A 14,653-nucleotide genomic window follows, 5' to 3' on the forward strand; every position below is an offset into this window, starting at 1 on the left:
ACCTCCGAACAGGGACCGCGCCGATGATGAACCGCCGAGCCTTCCTCGCCGCCAGCGCCGCCGCTGCGGCGCTTCCCGCCCTGCCCCGCACCGCCCGCGCGGCAACGCCGCTCGTCTTCCAGGCGTCCTGGGTCAACGACGCCGAATTCTCCGGCTACTTCCTCGGCATCGACGAGGGGTATTTCGCCGCCGAGGGGCTGGATCTCACCTACCTCTCGGGCGGCCCGGACGTGATCCCGGAATCGACGCTCGTCGCCGGCCGCGCCGACCTGACGCTGACCACGCCCGACACCACGATCAAGGCGATCTCCGAGCAGGGCGCGCCGTTCAGGATCATCGGCGCCCAGTACCAGAAGAACCCGCTCGGCATCGTGTCGCTGGCGAAGGCGCCGATCACCACCGCGCAGGACCTCGTCGGCAAGACGATCGCAGTGCCGCCGGTCAACACCATCTCGGTGCAGGCGATGCTGGCGATCAACGGCATCGACCCGGCGTCGGTCAACATCGTGCCCTACGCTTACGATCCGACGCCGCTCATCAAGGGCGAGATCGACGCGTCGCTCGACTTCACCACGAACGTGCCCTTCACAATCGAGAGCATGGGCGAGAAGGCTGTGAGCGTGCTGCTCTACGACCTCGGCTTCACCATCTACAACGACACCGTCGTCGTCACCGAGGAGACGCTGAAGACCCGGCGGCCGGAACTCGTCGCGTGGCTGAAGGCCGCGCGCAAGGGCTGGGAAGCGAACCTCGCCGACCCCGCCGTCTGGCCGCCGAAGTGGATGGATACCTGGTTCAAGGGCACCGGGCGCTCGATCGAGAACGAGATCTACTTCAACACCGCGCAGAAGCCGCTGATCGGGGCGCCGGGCGGGATCTTCTCGATGACGGAGGAGGACATCGCGAAGAACATCGCCGCCCTCGACCGGGTCGGGATCAAGGGCAGGCGCGAGATGTTCGACACCACGCTGCTCGAAGAGATCGGATGACCGCGCCGGCCGGCCTGACGCTGACCGGCCTGTCGCGGACCTTCCGGGGGCGCGGCAAGGTGGTCGAGGCGCTGCGCGACGTGTCGCTCGACTGCCCGGCCGGCTCCTTCACCGCGCTGATCGGGCCATCGGGCTGCGGCAAGTCGACGATGCTGCGGGTCGCGCTCGGGCTCGAGACGCCCGACGCCGGCCGGGTGACCATCGGCGGCCAGCCGCCCGGGTCCGCGCGGGCCGCCGGCGTCACCGGCGTCGCCTTCCAGGACGCGGCCCTGCTGCCGTGGCGGACGGTCGAGCAGAACGTCGCCCTGCCGCTCGAGGTGCTCGGCCGCGACCTCGGGCCCGCCGCAGCGCGGATCCGTGACCTCCTCGCCCTCGTCGGCCTTGCCGGCCACGAGCGGGCGCTGCCGGGCGAGCTTTCGGGCGGCATGCGCCAGCGCGTTGCCATCGCCCGCGCGCTCGTCACCGAGCCACGGATGCTCTTCCTCGACGAGCCCTTCGGCGCCCTCGATCAGATCCTGCGGCGGCAGATGAACATCGAGCTGCAGCGGATCTGGGGCGAGACTGGCGCGACCGCGCTCCTCGTCACCCACGGCATCGACGAGGCGATCTTCCTCGCCGACCGGGTCGCGGTGATGCAGGGCGGCCCCGGCCGCATCGTCGAGCTGGTCGAGGTCCCCTTCCCGCGACCGCGCACGCCCGGGCTCTTCGCCGAGGACGCCTTCCACCGCCTCGAGGACCGGCTCGCCGGCCTGCTGCACGACGACTCCGCCCATGCCGCCTGAGCGCCGGGTCCCGGGCTGGCTGATCGCCGTCATCCTTCTCGCCGCCTGGGAGACGGTCGGCCGCCTCGGCCTCGTCGCCTCCGGCGCGCTGCCGGCGCCGAGTGCGATCCTCGCCCGGCTGTGGGCCGACCGCGCCGACTATCCCGGCCACGTCTGGGCGACGCTGCAGGCCTCGACCTTCGGCTTTCTCGTCGGCAACACCATTGCAATCGCCGCGGGCACGGCCTTCGTTCTCTGGCCCCGGCTCTCCCGCCTCGCCCGCGGCCTCAACATCGCGATCTTCGCCCTGCCGCCGATCGCCATCGCCCCGATCCTCGCGCTCACCCTCGAGGGCATCGCCCCGCGTGTCGTCCTCGCCGCCCTCAGCGTCTACTTCGTGACGATGAGCGCCACCGTCGTCGGACTGACCCAGTACGACGCCCGCGCCGCCGACCTCGTGCGCGCCTACGGCGGCGGTCGCGGCGCCGTCCTGCGCTTCGTGCAGGCGCGCGGCGCGGTCCCCGCGGTCCTCGCCGGCTTCCGGGTCGCCGCGCCGAACGCCGTGCTCGGCGCCATCCTCGCCGAGTTCGGCGGCGGCGGCCGCTGGGGCCTCGGCGCCTACCTGCTCGGCTCGCTCGGCCGCGCCGATCCGGCCCGGCTCTGGGGCATCGGCCTCGTCGCGACGCTGATCGCCGGGCTCTCCTACGCGCTCTTCGCCGCGATCTCCGCCCGCACCCTCGGCGCCAGCCGCGCCGTCACGCTGAACCCCTCGGCACCGCCGGACACCGAGACCAGGGCCGATCCCCTGCCCCTTCGCCTCGCGCTCGCCGCCGGTAGCGTCGCGCTGCCCTTCCTCGTCTGGTGGGGCTTCCTGCGTCTCCTCGCCGTGCCGCCGATGCTCGGCAAGTCGCCGCTCGACGTTGCGGCCTATGTCCTGACCGGCGCGCAGGCCGCGACGGTCCAGGCGAAGCTCCTCGCCGCTCTCGGCCAGACGCTGCCGATCACCGTCGCCGGCCTCGCCCTCGGCATGGCCTTCGCCTTCGCCCTCGCCGTCACCTCGCGGCTCACCCCCGGCCTCACCCGCGCCTTCATGCCGGTGGCGCTCGTCACCCAGACCATGCCGCTGGTGGCACTTACGCCACTCCTCGTCCTCGTCCTCGGGCGCGGCACGGCGGTGACGCTCTGGATCACCGTCTCGGTCACTTTCTTCCCGGCCTACGTGCTGATGGCCCAGGGCCTCGCCCTCGTGCCGCGCACCGCCCTCGACCTCCCCCGCGCCTACGGCGCCGGCGCCTGGACCGAGCTCCGCCTCGTCGCGATCCCCGCCTCGACCCCCTGGATCTTCGCCGCCCTGCGCCTGACCGCGCCGCGCGCGCTCCTCGGGGTGATGATCGCCGAATGGCTCGCCACCGGCCGCGGCCTCGGCAACCTCCTCAACCAGTCGCGCGGCTACCTCGACTTCGGCATGATCTGGACCGTCGCCACCGTCTCGGTGCTGGTCTCGGTCGACTTCTACCAGCTCGTCGTCGCCGTGGAGCGCCGCCTGCTCGCCCGCATGGCGATGGCCCCGGCAGGCTGACGTGCCTTTCGTTCAAGGCCGTGCCGGTCCGTTGCGGAACACGGCCACCTTGACGGCGAGAGACGGCACAGCAGACACCCGGCTTGCTCACCGAGGCAGGCCCGGATCTACCTGTGCGCGTGACATCCCACCGTCTTACTTCTGCCGTGACCTTGTGAGGGTCGGCACCAGCGACAGAGGCAGAGGCATCTTGCACGCGCACGAACGACATTTTCAGGCGCACACCGCCTTTCCTTCACGTCTCAGGGGCTCTTCGCCCAGCTGCGTATCTGCCGCGAGCAGGCGACCTCGCAGCGAGACCCGCCGCGGCCGGTCGAAGACGGTAAATCCGGCGGCGCTACGGCTACAAGGTGGTGAAGCAGAGCGACGCCCGCGGCGAACCGATGATTGGCGACCGCAAGATTGAGCCGGCCGAAGCTGATTTCGTCCGCCGGGGTGTTCCGCGACTTCGCGGCCGGCGTCGGTCCGCGGACCGACGCGCGCACGCTGCGGACGTTCCCCGCCCTGACGGCAAGCCCCTGGGGTGGAGGCTAATTCAGATCCGCCCTAGCCGAACGATTGCGCGGGAGATAGAGTGTGGTGGAGGCGCCAGACCCCGAGATTGGAGTGCGCTTCGGGTTCGACGAGACGCTCGGGCCACTGAGAGAGCAGGACGCTGTGCGAGGGGCGTATCCCGCCGACCAGCAAACGCCCGGGACGAGCCTCGAACCCATCGACGTCAGGCCGTGAGGGCACACCGCTGTCGCAGGATATAGTCATCCAGGACGAGCCGGAGGGGGCGGGATGGCGGGCGGCAGCGACAAGGGCATGTTCTTCGCACATTCGGTTTCCTCGAAAGACGAGGACGACTGGCAGGCGCTTCGCGTCCACCTGATCGAAGTCTCGCGCCTCGCCGCCGAACGTGGCGGATGCCTCGGTCTTTCCGTCGCGGCCGGGGTGGCGGGTCTCGCCCATGATCTCGGGAAGTATGACCATCGCTTTCAGGCGTATATCCGAGGGCGAGGGAACTCGATCGATCACTCCACCGCCGGGGGGGCGACCCTGCTCGCCATGGCAGGCACCGCGCCGGAACGGATCGCGGCCGAGGCGCTGGCCTATTGCATTCTCGGCCATCATGCCGGGCTTCCGGACCGGCGCAAAGGCGGCGGCGGCCTCGACGCGCGCTGCGCGCAGTTCACCGACAAACTCGATCCGGTCTGGCGCGACGAGATCTCGCTCGACCTGACGGGCGTCGCCGAGGAATTGCGCGGCCGTGTCTCGCCCGACCCGGGGAGGCAGGCCTTCGACCTCTCGGTCGCGGTGCGGATGCTGTTCTCCTGTCTGGTGGAAGCGGACTTCCTCGATACCGAGGCCTTCTATGCCCCCTTCGAAGGACGGCGCCCCGACCGGGACTGGCCCGCGATGAAGGACGTTTCGCCGGTGTTCCGGGAGCGGTTCGACGCGCATATGGCGCGACTCGACGGCGAGGGTCCGCTGAACATCCTGCGCCGGGACATCCTCGGCCACGTCCGGGCGGGTGCCGCGCTGCCCCCCGGCCTCTTCACGCTGACCGTGCCGACCGGCGGCGGCAAGACCCTGGCCTCGCTCGGCTTCGCGCTCGACCACGCCGCCGCGCACGGGCATCGGCGGATCATCTATGCGATCCCCTTCACCTCGATCATCGACCAGACGGCGACGATCTTTCGCGACGTGCTCGGCGAAGGGGCGGTGCTGGAGCATCATTCGGCGATCGACGAGGAGGCCGACACGCGCCCCGAAGGCCGGAACAAGCTGCGGCTGGCGATGGAGAACTGGGCGGCGCCGGTGGTCGTCACCACCAATGTGCAGCTCTTCGAGAGCCTCTTTGCCGCCCGCCCGTCGCGGGCGCGCAAGCTCCACAACATCGCAGGCAGCGTGATCGTGCTCGACGAGGCGCAGACCCTGCCGCGGGCGCTGCTGCGCCCCTGCCTCCGGATGCTCGACTGCCTCGCGCGGCACTGGGGGTGCTCGATCGTCTTCTGCACGGCGACGCAGCCGTCGGTCGGTGAGGCCGTGAAGGGAGAACTGACGCTCGACCTGCGCGAACTGGCGCCGGACCCGGTTGGCCTCGCGGAGCGGCTGAGGCGGGCGCGGATCGTCGATGGCGGCGAGATCGACAACGCGGGCCTGATCGCGGCGCTGGCGGGAGTGGCGCAGGGCTTCGTGATCGTCAACAGCCGCCGGCACGCGCTCGAGCTGTACCGCGAGGCGAAGGCGGCCGGGCTCGAAGGGCTCGTGCATCTCACCACGCGGCAGATGGCGGCGGACCGGGCGCGGGTGCTGGCCGATGTACGGGAGCGCCTGAAGGACGGCACGCCCTGCCGGCTGATCGCGACGAGCCTGATCGAGGCCGGGGTCGATCTCGATTTCCCGGCCGGGTGGCGGGCGAAGGCGGGGTTGGACCGAGATCCTTCAAGCCGCGGGAAGGGTTAACAGGGAAGGGCGGCGGCCGGAGGGCGTGCTGACCTTCTTCACCGGCGCGGACTATCCGGTGCCGCCGGAGGTGAAGGCGTTGATCGGAGACATGGAGCGGTCGATCCGGGAGGAGGACTTCCAGTCGCTGGCGGCGATCGAGCGGTATTTCGGCGAGATCTACTGGCGGATGCGCCGGGGCGACCAGCTCGATGCGAAGCGGATCGTCGACGCCTTCCTCGTCAGCGGGCAGGGCACGGATTTCCCCTTCCGCACGGTGGCGGAGACGTTCCGCATGATCGAGACGACGATGTTGCCGGTGGTGATCCCGCGCGGGGTGGAGGAGGTGGTCGCGCGGCTGGCGATAGAGGCGATCCCCTCGGGCGCGCTGGCGCGCGATCTGCAACGGCATGTGGTGCTGGTGCCGGAGAAGGCACGGACGCGGCTGATCGCCTGCGGCAAGGCGGCATTCGCGGCGCCGGAGGCGCGGGGGGATCAGTTCTGCGTGCTGTCCGCCGGGGAGCTGTACCATGAGGACAGCGGGTTATGGTGGGAGGACGCGGAGTATCTGGGGGTGGAGCAGACGGTGATTTAAGATCGGGGCCGGGAGAGTTCCCGGCCCGTCTCTTTTGGAAACATCACACTGTTTCGATCCACGCCCCAAGAAAGGCGACTAACTTATTGATTAAGCAGAAAATCAGTTTTAATTAGGGCTTCTGTCTCATGACGATGGAGACACGACAGTGAGGTTTTATCCACAGTCGTTTGGAAGGACACAACCATCCAAGGACTGTCATGCACCGCGAATAGTCGGCCATCAGGTCCCTTCGGAAAATCGGTTCGTGATGCCATATACGATTGCGGAAATCGGCGATCTCCCGTAAATCATGGTGCAGTCGATTGAGGCTGATCGTCGTAGGAAGGTGGGGAAACGCGGTCCGGAGATTGCCGCTCCATATGCTTGGATTGAATCTGCGATGCAGCATGGCGACCCAAAACCCAAACGAGAGGCCCGCGATAATCTGGCCCGTCGCTACCTGTTTTCCCTTGCGGACAAGACGCGCCTTCACCACGTCAATGTCGGCCACACGCTTAGGACCAGCCAAGGTGAGGAAGGCGGGTGAGCTCCACCAGTCAGGTCCGAAGGCGGAAGCTAACCCATCCGAGACCCGGTTCCGCAGCCCGACTTCAACAGCTTGGATTGGTATATGAAAGGCCTCGCCGACCTTCGCGTTCCACAGATAAATTTCTAGCGCGCGATGAGCGTCGTGGCCAGCTGCGTTAAGGTATGTGCCTAGTCTTAAAGGGGAAATTATCTCAGACAGAGCTTCGGCCGACGCCCGCACGTTAATCGGTTGTTGACCTGAGCCGGGCATGCCTCTATCTACTCACTGGTGCGCCGAGGGAACGTCACTGCTTGCAAACGACCCCGGACAGTTAGAGCCCCGCGACAGCCTTCGGGTCCTCGCGGGGCTTCGCTTTTTGAAGCATGGTTATTGTAGCGGCCCTGCTTACGCATTCCCCTCTCCCCGAGGTCCAAGCGCGCACCTGTTGACGATCCTAGTATGACACGCTACGCTGTGTGTCAACATAACACTGAAGTTTGTGCGGGAGGTGCGATGCGTGGTGTTCGGCTTCGCGTAGGTGGCCCGTATGCCCTGTTCGCCAGGCAGGATCTCAAAGTTGAGCGTGAGACTTATCCTGTCATGACGCCCTCGGCGGCGCGCGGCGTAATGGAATCCATCCATTGGAAGCCGGCCATCGTTTGGGTCGTCGACCGGATCCGCGTCCTGACCCCTATCAGGACGACCACCATCCGCCGCAACGAGGTCGGGCGCAAGGCACCGGCCGGGACGGTGCGGGCGGCGATGAACCGCGGCGACATCGGCGACCTGCACCTCCTCGTCGAGGACGAGCGGCAGCAGCGGGCGGCAACGGTGCTGGTGAACCCGGACTATCTCATCGAGGCGCATTTCGTGCTGACCGACCGCGCCGGTCCCGACGATACCGAGGGCAAGCATCTCGACATCTTCAATCGCCGGGCGACCCGCGGGCAGTGCTGGCAGCAGCCCTGCCTCGGGACGCGGGAGTTCCCGGCGGAGTTCGCGCCGGTCCCCCACGGCGAGCCGCTGCCGATGGCGGCGCCGAAGCACCGGACGGCGGATCTCGGGTTCGGAACGCCGCGCGACCTGGGGCTGATGCTGTGGGACATCGACCACGGGGCGCCGGGGCGGCCGTCTCTCCTGTTCCGGGCGCGGCTGGTGGACGGGGTCATGGCGGTGCCGCAGCCCGGATCGCCGGAGATCCTCCGGTGAGCGTGCTGGCGGCGCTGGCGCGGGCCTATGAGCGATTGCCGGACGCGCCGCCCTTCGGCTTCGCCGTGGAAAAGATCGGCTTTGTGGTGTCGCTGAACGAGGATGGGACGGTGGCGCATGTCATCGACCTGCGCAGTCCCGGAAAGAAGCCGCAGCCCGCGCCGATCCTCGCCCCGCAGGCGGCGAAACGGACGGTGGGTATCGCGCCGAACTTCCTGTGGGACAAGACCGCCTACGCGCTCGGCGTCACCGCCGGTGAGGGCAAACGGACGGCGCAGGAGCATGAGGCGTTCAAGGCAAAGCATCGGGAGTGGCTGGCCGGGACCGGGGATGCGGGGCTCGTCGCCTTCCTGCGCTTCCTCGACGGCTGGACCCCGGAGCAATTCCAGCCGCCGCTCTGGCCGGAGGAGATGCGGGACCAGAATGTCGTCTTCGCGCTGGAGAGCGAGCGGCTGGCGGACGTGTTCCTGCACGACCGGCCGGCGGCGCGGGCGGCCTGGGCGCGGGTGAAGGGGGCGGCGGCGGCCGATGCGCGGGTGTGCCTCGTGTCCGGTGAGGCCGGCCCGGTGGCGCGGCTGCATCCGGCGATCAAGGGCGTCTGGGGGGCGCAGACGGCGGGGGCGAGCCTCGTCTCCTACAATCTCGACGCCTTCACCTCCTATGGCCACGAGCAGGGTGACAATGCGCAGGTGTCGGAGGCGGCGGCCTTCGCCTACACCACGGCGCTCAACCATTTCCTTGGACGGGACAGCGGGCACCGGCTTCAGATCGGCGATGCCTCGACGGTGTTCTGGGCGGACTGCTCCGATCCCGAGGTTGCGGCGGAGGTCGACATCTGGGGCGCCACGATCCTCGGCACGCGGAGCGTGTCCGGCAAGGAGGAGGAGGGGGCGGAGCGGGTCATCGAGGGCAAGCTCCTGGAACTCCGGGCCGGGCGGCCGCTGGCGCAGATCGAGCCGCGGTTTCGGGGCAACGTACGCTTCTGCGTGCTCGGCCTCGCGCCGAACGCCGCGCGGCTGGCGGTCCGGCTGTTCTGGGAGGGCGATTTCGGCGCCCTCGCCGAGCGCTACGCCGCCTACCTGCGCGACATCGCGCTGGAGCCGGCGCCGGAGCGACCGCTGTTCTCGATCTATGCGGCGAGCCTGCGCACGGCCCCGGCGCGCCGGGACGCGAACGGACGGATCACCTTCGACAGGGAGGCCGTCTCGTCGCTCGTCTCCGGCGAACTGCTGCGCGCCGTGCTGACCGGCGGGCGGTTCCCGCGGGGGCTGCTGCCGCTCCTCGTGATGCGGGTCCGAAGCGACCATGTGCTCGACCGCATCCGCATGGCGCTCATCAAGGGGCTGATCGTGCGGGACATGCGCCTGGAAGGCCGCCTGCCGATGGGGCCGAACGGCAAGCCGATGGAGGACTACCTGATGCGCTCCGACCCTGACGATCCGAACCCGGCGCGGCGGCTCGGGCGACTCTTCGCGCTGATCGAGCGGGCGCAGCTCGCCGCGCTCGGCGACGAGATCAACGCGACGGTGAAGGACAAGTTTCTCGGTGCGGCCGCGGCGACTCCGGGACGGGTCTTCCCCATGCTGATCGGCAACGCCGAGACCCACCACCTGAAGCGGTTGCGCAACGGCCATTCCGATGCCCGATGGATCAAGGACGCAGCCCACGCGCGGGCTGTCGGCGCCGGCATCGCGCGCGACATCGGCCTGCTCTGGGGTGAGACCGGCATCGGCGCCCCCGCCCAGCACGACAGCGAGGAACAGGGTCTGTTCTTCGTCGGCTACTATCAGGAACGCTACGGCAAGCGCCGCTCCGCAGACGCAGACGGCCCCGACGATGATGCCGCCCCCGAGACAGGTGACGAGGAGTAGGACGATGGCCCCGATCCAGAACCGCTATGATTTCGTCTATCTCTTCGACATCAGGAACGGCAACCCGAACGGTGATCCCGACAACGGCAACATGCCGCGGATCGACAACGACACCCAGAAGGGTCTCGTCACCGACGTCGCGCTGAAGCGCAAGATCAGGAACTATGTCGACCTGACCCGTGGCGGCGAGCCGCCCCACGCCATCTACATGCGCGAGAAGGCGGTGCTGAACCAGACCCACGGCGAGGCCTACAAGGCGCTGGGGCTGAAGCCCGAGGCGAAGAAGCTGCCGAAGGGCGCGGACAAGGCCCGCGAGCTCACCCGCTGGATGTGCGCGAACTTCTACGACGTGCGCACCTTCGGTGCCGTGATGACGACCGAGGTGAACGCGGGCCAGGTGCGCGGCCCGGTGCAGCTCTCCTTCGCGGAGTCGATCGACCCGATCCTGCCGCAGGAGATCACCATCACCCGCTCCTCCGTCACCAACGAGCGGGACGCGGACAAGGAGCGCACGATGGGGCGCAAGTATATCGTGCCCTACGGCCTCTACCGCTGCCACGGCTTCGTCTCGCCGAGCCTCGCCGGCGACGAAACCAAGGGCACCGGCTTCGACCAGGGCGACCTCGACCTGCTGTTCGAGGCGCTCGGGCGCATGTTCGAGCACGACCGCTCGGCGGCGCGGATGGAGATGAACCCGCAGGATCTCATCGTCTTCCGCCACGAGAACCCGCTCGGCAACGCGCTGGCGCAGAAGCTCTTCCGGCGGGTGGAGGTGAAGCGGAAGGAGGACGTGAAGGTCCCCCGCAGCTTCGACGACTACGCCGTCACGGTTGACGAGGCCGACCTGCCCGCCGGCGTCTCGATCCTGCGCCCCTGCGCCTGACGGGCGCGGCCGTGGAGCCGATCCCGCTCTCGGCGCTCCAGCACGCGGTCTACTGCCTGCGGCAGGCGGCGCTGATCCATCTCGAGCGGCTCTGGGCGGAGAATGTCTTCACCGCCGAGGGCACCGTTCTCCATGCCGTCGCCGACAAGGGCGGCGGGCGCCATGCCCGTGGCGTGCGGCGGGTCATGAGCCTGCCGCTCGCCTGCCGCCGGCTGAATCTCGCGGGCGTGGCCGACGTGGTGGAGTTCCCGATGGCGGAGGGTCAGGAGGTGCCCTTCCCGATCGAGTACAAGCGCGGCAAGCCGAAGCTGCACCGCGCCGACGAGGTGCAGCTCTGCGCGCAGGGCCTCTGCCTCGAGGAGATGACCGGCGCGGCCGTGCCGCAGGGGGCGCTCTTCTACGCCGGGACGAAGCGGCGCGTCGTCGTGCCCTTCGACGCCGAGCTGCGCGCCGTGACCGAGACCGCCGCCGCCGATCTCGCCCGCGTTCTCGCCTCCGGCGAGACGCCGCCGCCCACGTCGCTGAAGGCCCGCTGCCGCGCCTGCTCGCTGCACGACCTCTGCCGGCCGGAGGCCTGCGCCCGGCCGGCGCGCGCCTGGCGCGACCGGATGGTGGTGGCGGAGGTCGGACCGCGGTGAAGAAGCTCCTCAACACCGTCTACGTCACCACCGAGGGTGCGGCGCTGCGCAAGGACGGGGAGAACCTCGTCGCCGAGGTCGAGGGCGAGACGAAGGCGCGCGTGCCGCTCCACATGCTCGCCTCTGTCGTGGCCTTCGGCCCGATCCTCGTCTCGCCCGCGCTGATCGGCGCCTGCGCGAGCGCCGGGATCACCCTCGTCCTCCTCGACCGCGTCGGCCGCTTCCAGGCGCGGATCGAGGGCCCGGTCACCGGGAACGTCCTTCTCCGCCGCGCCCAGTATCGCGCCAGCGATGCGCCGGAGGAGATCGTCCGCTCGCTTCTCGTCGGAAAGATCGCCAACCAGCGCGCCGTGCTGATGCGGGCCTCGCGCGACTACGGGCCGGAGATGGCGCCCGAGGCCCGCGATGCGCTCGAGGCCGCCACCGAGCGGATGGCACACGTCCTGCGCCGCGTCACCTTCACCGACGCCACCCTCGACGCCCTGCGCGGCTCGGAGGGCGAGGCGGCCAACCTCTACTTCTCGGTCTTCGACCATCTCGTCCGCTCGCCCGACCCCGAGATCCGCTGGCGCGGCCGCTCGCGCCGCCCGCCGCTCGACCCGCTGAACGCGCTGCTCTCCTTCCTCTACACGCTGCTGACCCACGACTGCCGCAGCGCCTGCGAGAGCGTCGGCCTCGACCCGGCGGTCGGCTTCCTCCACCGCGACCGCCCCGGCCGCCCGAGCCTCGCCCTCGACCTGATGGAGGAGCTGCGCGCGCCGCTCGCCGACCGGCTGGCGCTGTCGCTCGTCAACCGCCGCCAGCTTCGCGCCGGCGACTTCCGCGCCATGGACGGGGGCGCGGTGCTGCTCTCCGACGAAGCCCGCAAGCTGGTGCTGACCGCCTGGCAGGAGCGCAAGAAGGAGGAGCGCCAGCACGCCTTCCTCGGCGAGAAGGCGCCCTTCGGCCTCGTGCCCTGGCTGCAGGCGCAGATGCTGGCCCGCCATCTGCGCGGCGATCTCGACGCCTATCCGCCGTGGTTCTGGAAATGATGGTGCTCGTCACCTACGATGTGAACACGACGACGCCCGAAGGCCGGCGCCGGCTGCGCCGCGTGGCCCGCGCCTGTCAGGATTTCGGCCAGAGGGTGCAGTTCTCGGTCTTCGAGATCGAGGTCGACCCCGCGCAATGGGTGGCGCTGAAGGCCCGGCTGGAGGGGGTGATCGACCCTTCGACGGACAGCCTGCGCTACTATCATCTCGGGGCGAACTGGACGCGACGCGTCGAGCATGTGGGGGCGAAGCCCGCGGCGGATCTGGGTGGCCCGCTGATCGTGTGACCCGCCGCGCGAACCCCAAGCGTGCCCACGGCCCCCGGCAGGTTCGCGCGCGGCCCATCTCTTTGAAATCGTTATCATATCTCCCTTTGCGACTATGGATTCGCCGCTGCTCCGAGTGCACGCCTGTAGGATTGCGCCATGGATCGGATTTTGACTTGCGGACCAAGGTGATAATACTTGGCAGGTCGCCCCCGCGCGGGGGCGTGGATCGAAACGTTTGCACCAGTCCCGGCTCGTATCAGGAGCACGTGGTCGCCCCCGCGCGGGGGCGTGGATCGAAACCGTCTGGTGTGGGATCAGTGGGTTGATTTCATCGCGGTCGCCCCCGCGCGGGGGCGTGGATCGAAACATCGGTCAAATCTCCCCTAAGGGTGAGAGTGCACAGGGTCGCCCCCGCGCGGGGGCGTGGATCGAAACATCTTCAGTACCTCCGGCCGCCAAAGCGAACGCGGTCGCCCCCGCGCGGGGGCGTGGATCGAAACAAGCTCAATCCTGAGGGACTTAAGCCACGCGCGGAGAGGTCGCCCCCGCGCGGGGGCGTGGATCGAAACAACATCGACGGCTGCCGTGTGCCGGCCGCGGGGCGCGGTCGCCCCCGCGCGGGGGCGTGGATCGAAACTTCCACGTGTGAGACGCAGGAGCATCCGCAACTGGTCGCCCCCGCGCGGGGGCGTGGATCGAAACGTCGCGACGATGGTCGTGGCGGAGCGGGCAAAGCGGGGTCGCCCCCGCGCGGGGGCGTGGATCGAAACGAGGGCACCCCCAAGCCCAAGCCCAAGCCCAAGCCGGTCGCCCCCGCGCGGGGGCGTGGATCGAAACATCACCAAAATACTGATTGTAGATCAACTTGTACGCGGTCGCCCCCGCGCGGGGGCGTGGATCGAAACCTTTGAGCACGGCCTTGCCGAGCTTGGAGCCGGCGGTCGCCCCCGCGCGGGGGCGTGGATCGAAACAACGCCACTGTCCAGACCATCCGCGCTCGCCGGGAGGGTCGCCCCCGCGCGGGGGCGTGGATCGAAACAGCGCGTAGCTAACCAGCAAGATGCGCAAACTGCTGGTCGCCCCCGCGCGGGGGCGTGGATCGAAACACTGAGGTATCCCGCAATCCTCATCGCCAAGCTCGGTCGCCCCCGCGCGGGGGCGTGGATCGAAACAGAAAGAGCGAGGGATGCAGGATCAGCTAGCCTCGGTCGCCCCCGCGCGGGGGCGTGGATCGAAACAGGCGCTCATCTGGGCGAAAGAGTGCGGGGCTGCGGGTCGCCCCCGCGCGGGGGCGTGGATCGAAACATCCTCCGGGGTTACATTCTCTGCATACACTCGGTCGCCCCCGCGCGGGGGCGTGGATCGAAACCAGCACCACATCGGGAGCTGGGTGCGAAACCAGCAGGTCGCCCCCGCGCGGGGGCGTGGATCGAAACTCGACGGCCGCGCGCTGCACCATGACCGCTTCGGGGTCGCCCCCGCGCGGGGGCGTGGATCGAAACGGTCGGAGGTGTGCTCGCCGAGCGCGGCGCGGCGGTCGCCCCCGCGCGGGGGCGTGGATCGAAACATCAGTCGAATCCCCCCTAAGGGTGAGAGTGCACAGGTCGCCCCCGCGCGGGGGCGTGGATCGAAACTTTGAGTATCTCCCACACATCAACGATTTCCGTAGGTCGCCCCCGCGCGGGGGCGTGGATCGAAACTGTCGCCCGTGACCACTCCCAGTGATGGTCTGCGGTCGCCCCCGCGCGGGGGCGTGGATCGAAACGGCTTAGGCTTAGGCTTGGGCGTGGGCTCAAAAGGGTCGCCCCCGCGCGGGGGCGTGGATCGAAACGCTCTACCTGCGCGGCCGCAACATGGTCGGCAACAGGTCGCCCCCGCGCGGGGGCG

General features: G+C 69.3%; 11 protein-coding genes and 1 CRISPR repeat array (1 of these 12 running past the window's edge). All 11 genes read left to right on the forward strand.

Annotated elements, in window-relative coordinates; all coding sequences use genetic code 11:
* Positions 1-23 precede the first annotated feature (23 nt).
* The 11 genes from QM699_RS11865 (at position 24) to cas2 (ending at position 12,784) form a co-directional block, all read left to right on the forward strand.
* On the forward strand, positions 24-989 hold the full coding sequence (locus tag QM699_RS11865) for an ABC transporter substrate-binding protein (protein ID WP_415011315.1): 966 nt from the start codon (positions 24-26) through the stop codon (positions 987-989).
* Positions 986-1,771 carry an ABC transporter ATP-binding protein gene (locus tag QM699_RS11870; protein WP_415011316.1) on the forward strand — a complete coding sequence of 262 codons (786 nt, stop codon included), beginning with the start codon at positions 986-988 and terminating at the stop codon, positions 1,769-1,771. The genes QM699_RS11865 and QM699_RS11870 overlap by 4 nt, the downstream gene beginning before the upstream one ends.
* The gene (locus QM699_RS11875) at positions 1,761-3,329 is read left to right on the forward strand and encodes an ABC transporter permease (RefSeq protein ID WP_415011317.1); all 1,569 of its coding nucleotides are present in this window, start codon (positions 1,761-1,763) and stop codon (positions 3,327-3,329) included. Before QM699_RS11870 ends, QM699_RS11875 begins: the two co-directional genes overlap by 11 nt.
* Before the next feature lie 783 nt (positions 3,330-4,112).
* A complete protein-coding gene (locus QM699_RS11880) occupies positions 4,113-5,780 on the forward strand; it encodes a CRISPR-associated endonuclease Cas3'' (protein ID WP_415011318.1) in 1,668 nt (555 codons plus the stop codon).
* Between the two features lie 25 nt (positions 5,781-5,805).
* The gene (locus tag QM699_RS11885; protein ID WP_415011319.1) at positions 5,806-6,354 is read left to right on the forward strand and encodes a hypothetical protein; all 549 of its coding nucleotides are present in this window, start codon (positions 5,806-5,808) and stop codon (positions 6,352-6,354) included.
* Positions 6,355-7,378: 1,024 nt separating this feature from the next.
* Entirely contained in the window at positions 7,379-8,074 is a 696-nt protein-coding gene (gene cas5c, locus QM699_RS11890; protein WP_415011320.1) for a type I-C CRISPR-associated protein Cas5c, read from the forward strand.
* Positions 8,071-9,945, forward strand: a complete 1,875-nt coding sequence (gene cas8c, locus QM699_RS11895; RefSeq protein WP_415011321.1) for a type I-C CRISPR-associated protein Cas8c/Csd1 — start codon at positions 8,071-8,073, stop codon at positions 9,943-9,945. Before cas5c ends, cas8c begins: the two co-directional genes overlap by 4 nt.
* 4 nt (positions 9,946-9,949) lie before the next feature.
* On the forward strand, positions 9,950-10,828 hold the full coding sequence (gene cas7c, locus QM699_RS11900; protein ID WP_415011322.1) for a type I-C CRISPR-associated protein Cas7/Csd2: 879 nt from the start codon (positions 9,950-9,952) through the stop codon (positions 10,826-10,828).
* An 11-nt stretch (positions 10,829-10,839) separates the two neighbouring features.
* Entirely contained in the window at positions 10,840-11,466 is a 627-nt protein-coding gene (gene cas4 / locus QM699_RS11905; protein ID WP_415011323.1) for a CRISPR-associated protein Cas4, read from the forward strand.
* Positions 11,463-12,497 carry a type I-C CRISPR-associated endonuclease Cas1c gene (gene cas1c, locus QM699_RS11910; protein ID WP_415011324.1) on the forward strand — a complete coding sequence of 345 codons (1,035 nt, stop codon included), beginning with the start codon at positions 11,463-11,465 and terminating at the stop codon, positions 12,495-12,497. Before cas4 ends, cas1c begins: the two co-directional genes overlap by 4 nt.
* Entirely contained in the window at positions 12,494-12,784 is a 291-nt protein-coding gene (gene cas2, locus QM699_RS11915; RefSeq protein WP_415012753.1) for a CRISPR-associated endonuclease Cas2, read from the forward strand. The genes cas1c and cas2 overlap by 4 nt, the downstream gene beginning before the upstream one ends.
* Before the next feature lie 183 nt (positions 12,785-12,967).
* A CRISPR array of direct repeats spans positions 12,968-14,653; the repeat unit is 32 nt; unit sequence GGTCGCCCCCGCGCGGGGGCGTGGATCGAAAC; it runs 6,357 nt beyond the window's last position.

It is taken from the genome of Amaricoccus sp. (genome assembly GCF_047602525.1).
Lineage (GTDB): Bacteria > Pseudomonadota > Alphaproteobacteria > Rhodobacterales > Rhodobacteraceae > Amaricoccus.

What these genes read in the sequence shown, in the direction of transcription:
- QM699_RS11865 (WP_415011315.1), top strand. Translation starts at nt 24, where the DNA reads ATGATGAACCGCCGAGCCTTCCTCGCCGCCAGCGCCGCCGCTGCGGCG.
- QM699_RS11870 (WP_415011316.1), top strand. Translation starts at nt 986, where the DNA reads ATGACCGCGCCGGCCGGCCTGACGCTGACCGGCCTGTCGCGGACCTTC.
- QM699_RS11875 (WP_415011317.1), top strand. Translation starts at nt 1,761, where the DNA reads ATGCCGCCTGAGCGCCGGGTCCCGGGCTGGCTGATCGCCGTCATCCTT.
- QM699_RS11880 (WP_415011318.1), top strand. Translation starts at nt 4,113, where the DNA reads ATGGCGGGCGGCAGCGACAAGGGCATGTTCTTCGCACATTCGGTTTCC.
- cas5c (WP_415011320.1), top strand. Translation starts at nt 7,379, where the DNA reads ATGCGTGGTGTTCGGCTTCGCGTAGGTGGCCCGTATGCCCTGTTCGCC.
- cas7c (WP_415011322.1), top strand. Translation starts at nt 9,950, where the DNA reads ATGGCCCCGATCCAGAACCGCTATGATTTCGTCTATCTCTTCGACATC.
- cas2 (WP_415012753.1), top strand. Translation starts at nt 12,494, where the DNA reads ATGATGGTGCTCGTCACCTACGATGTGAACACGACGACGCCCGAAGGC.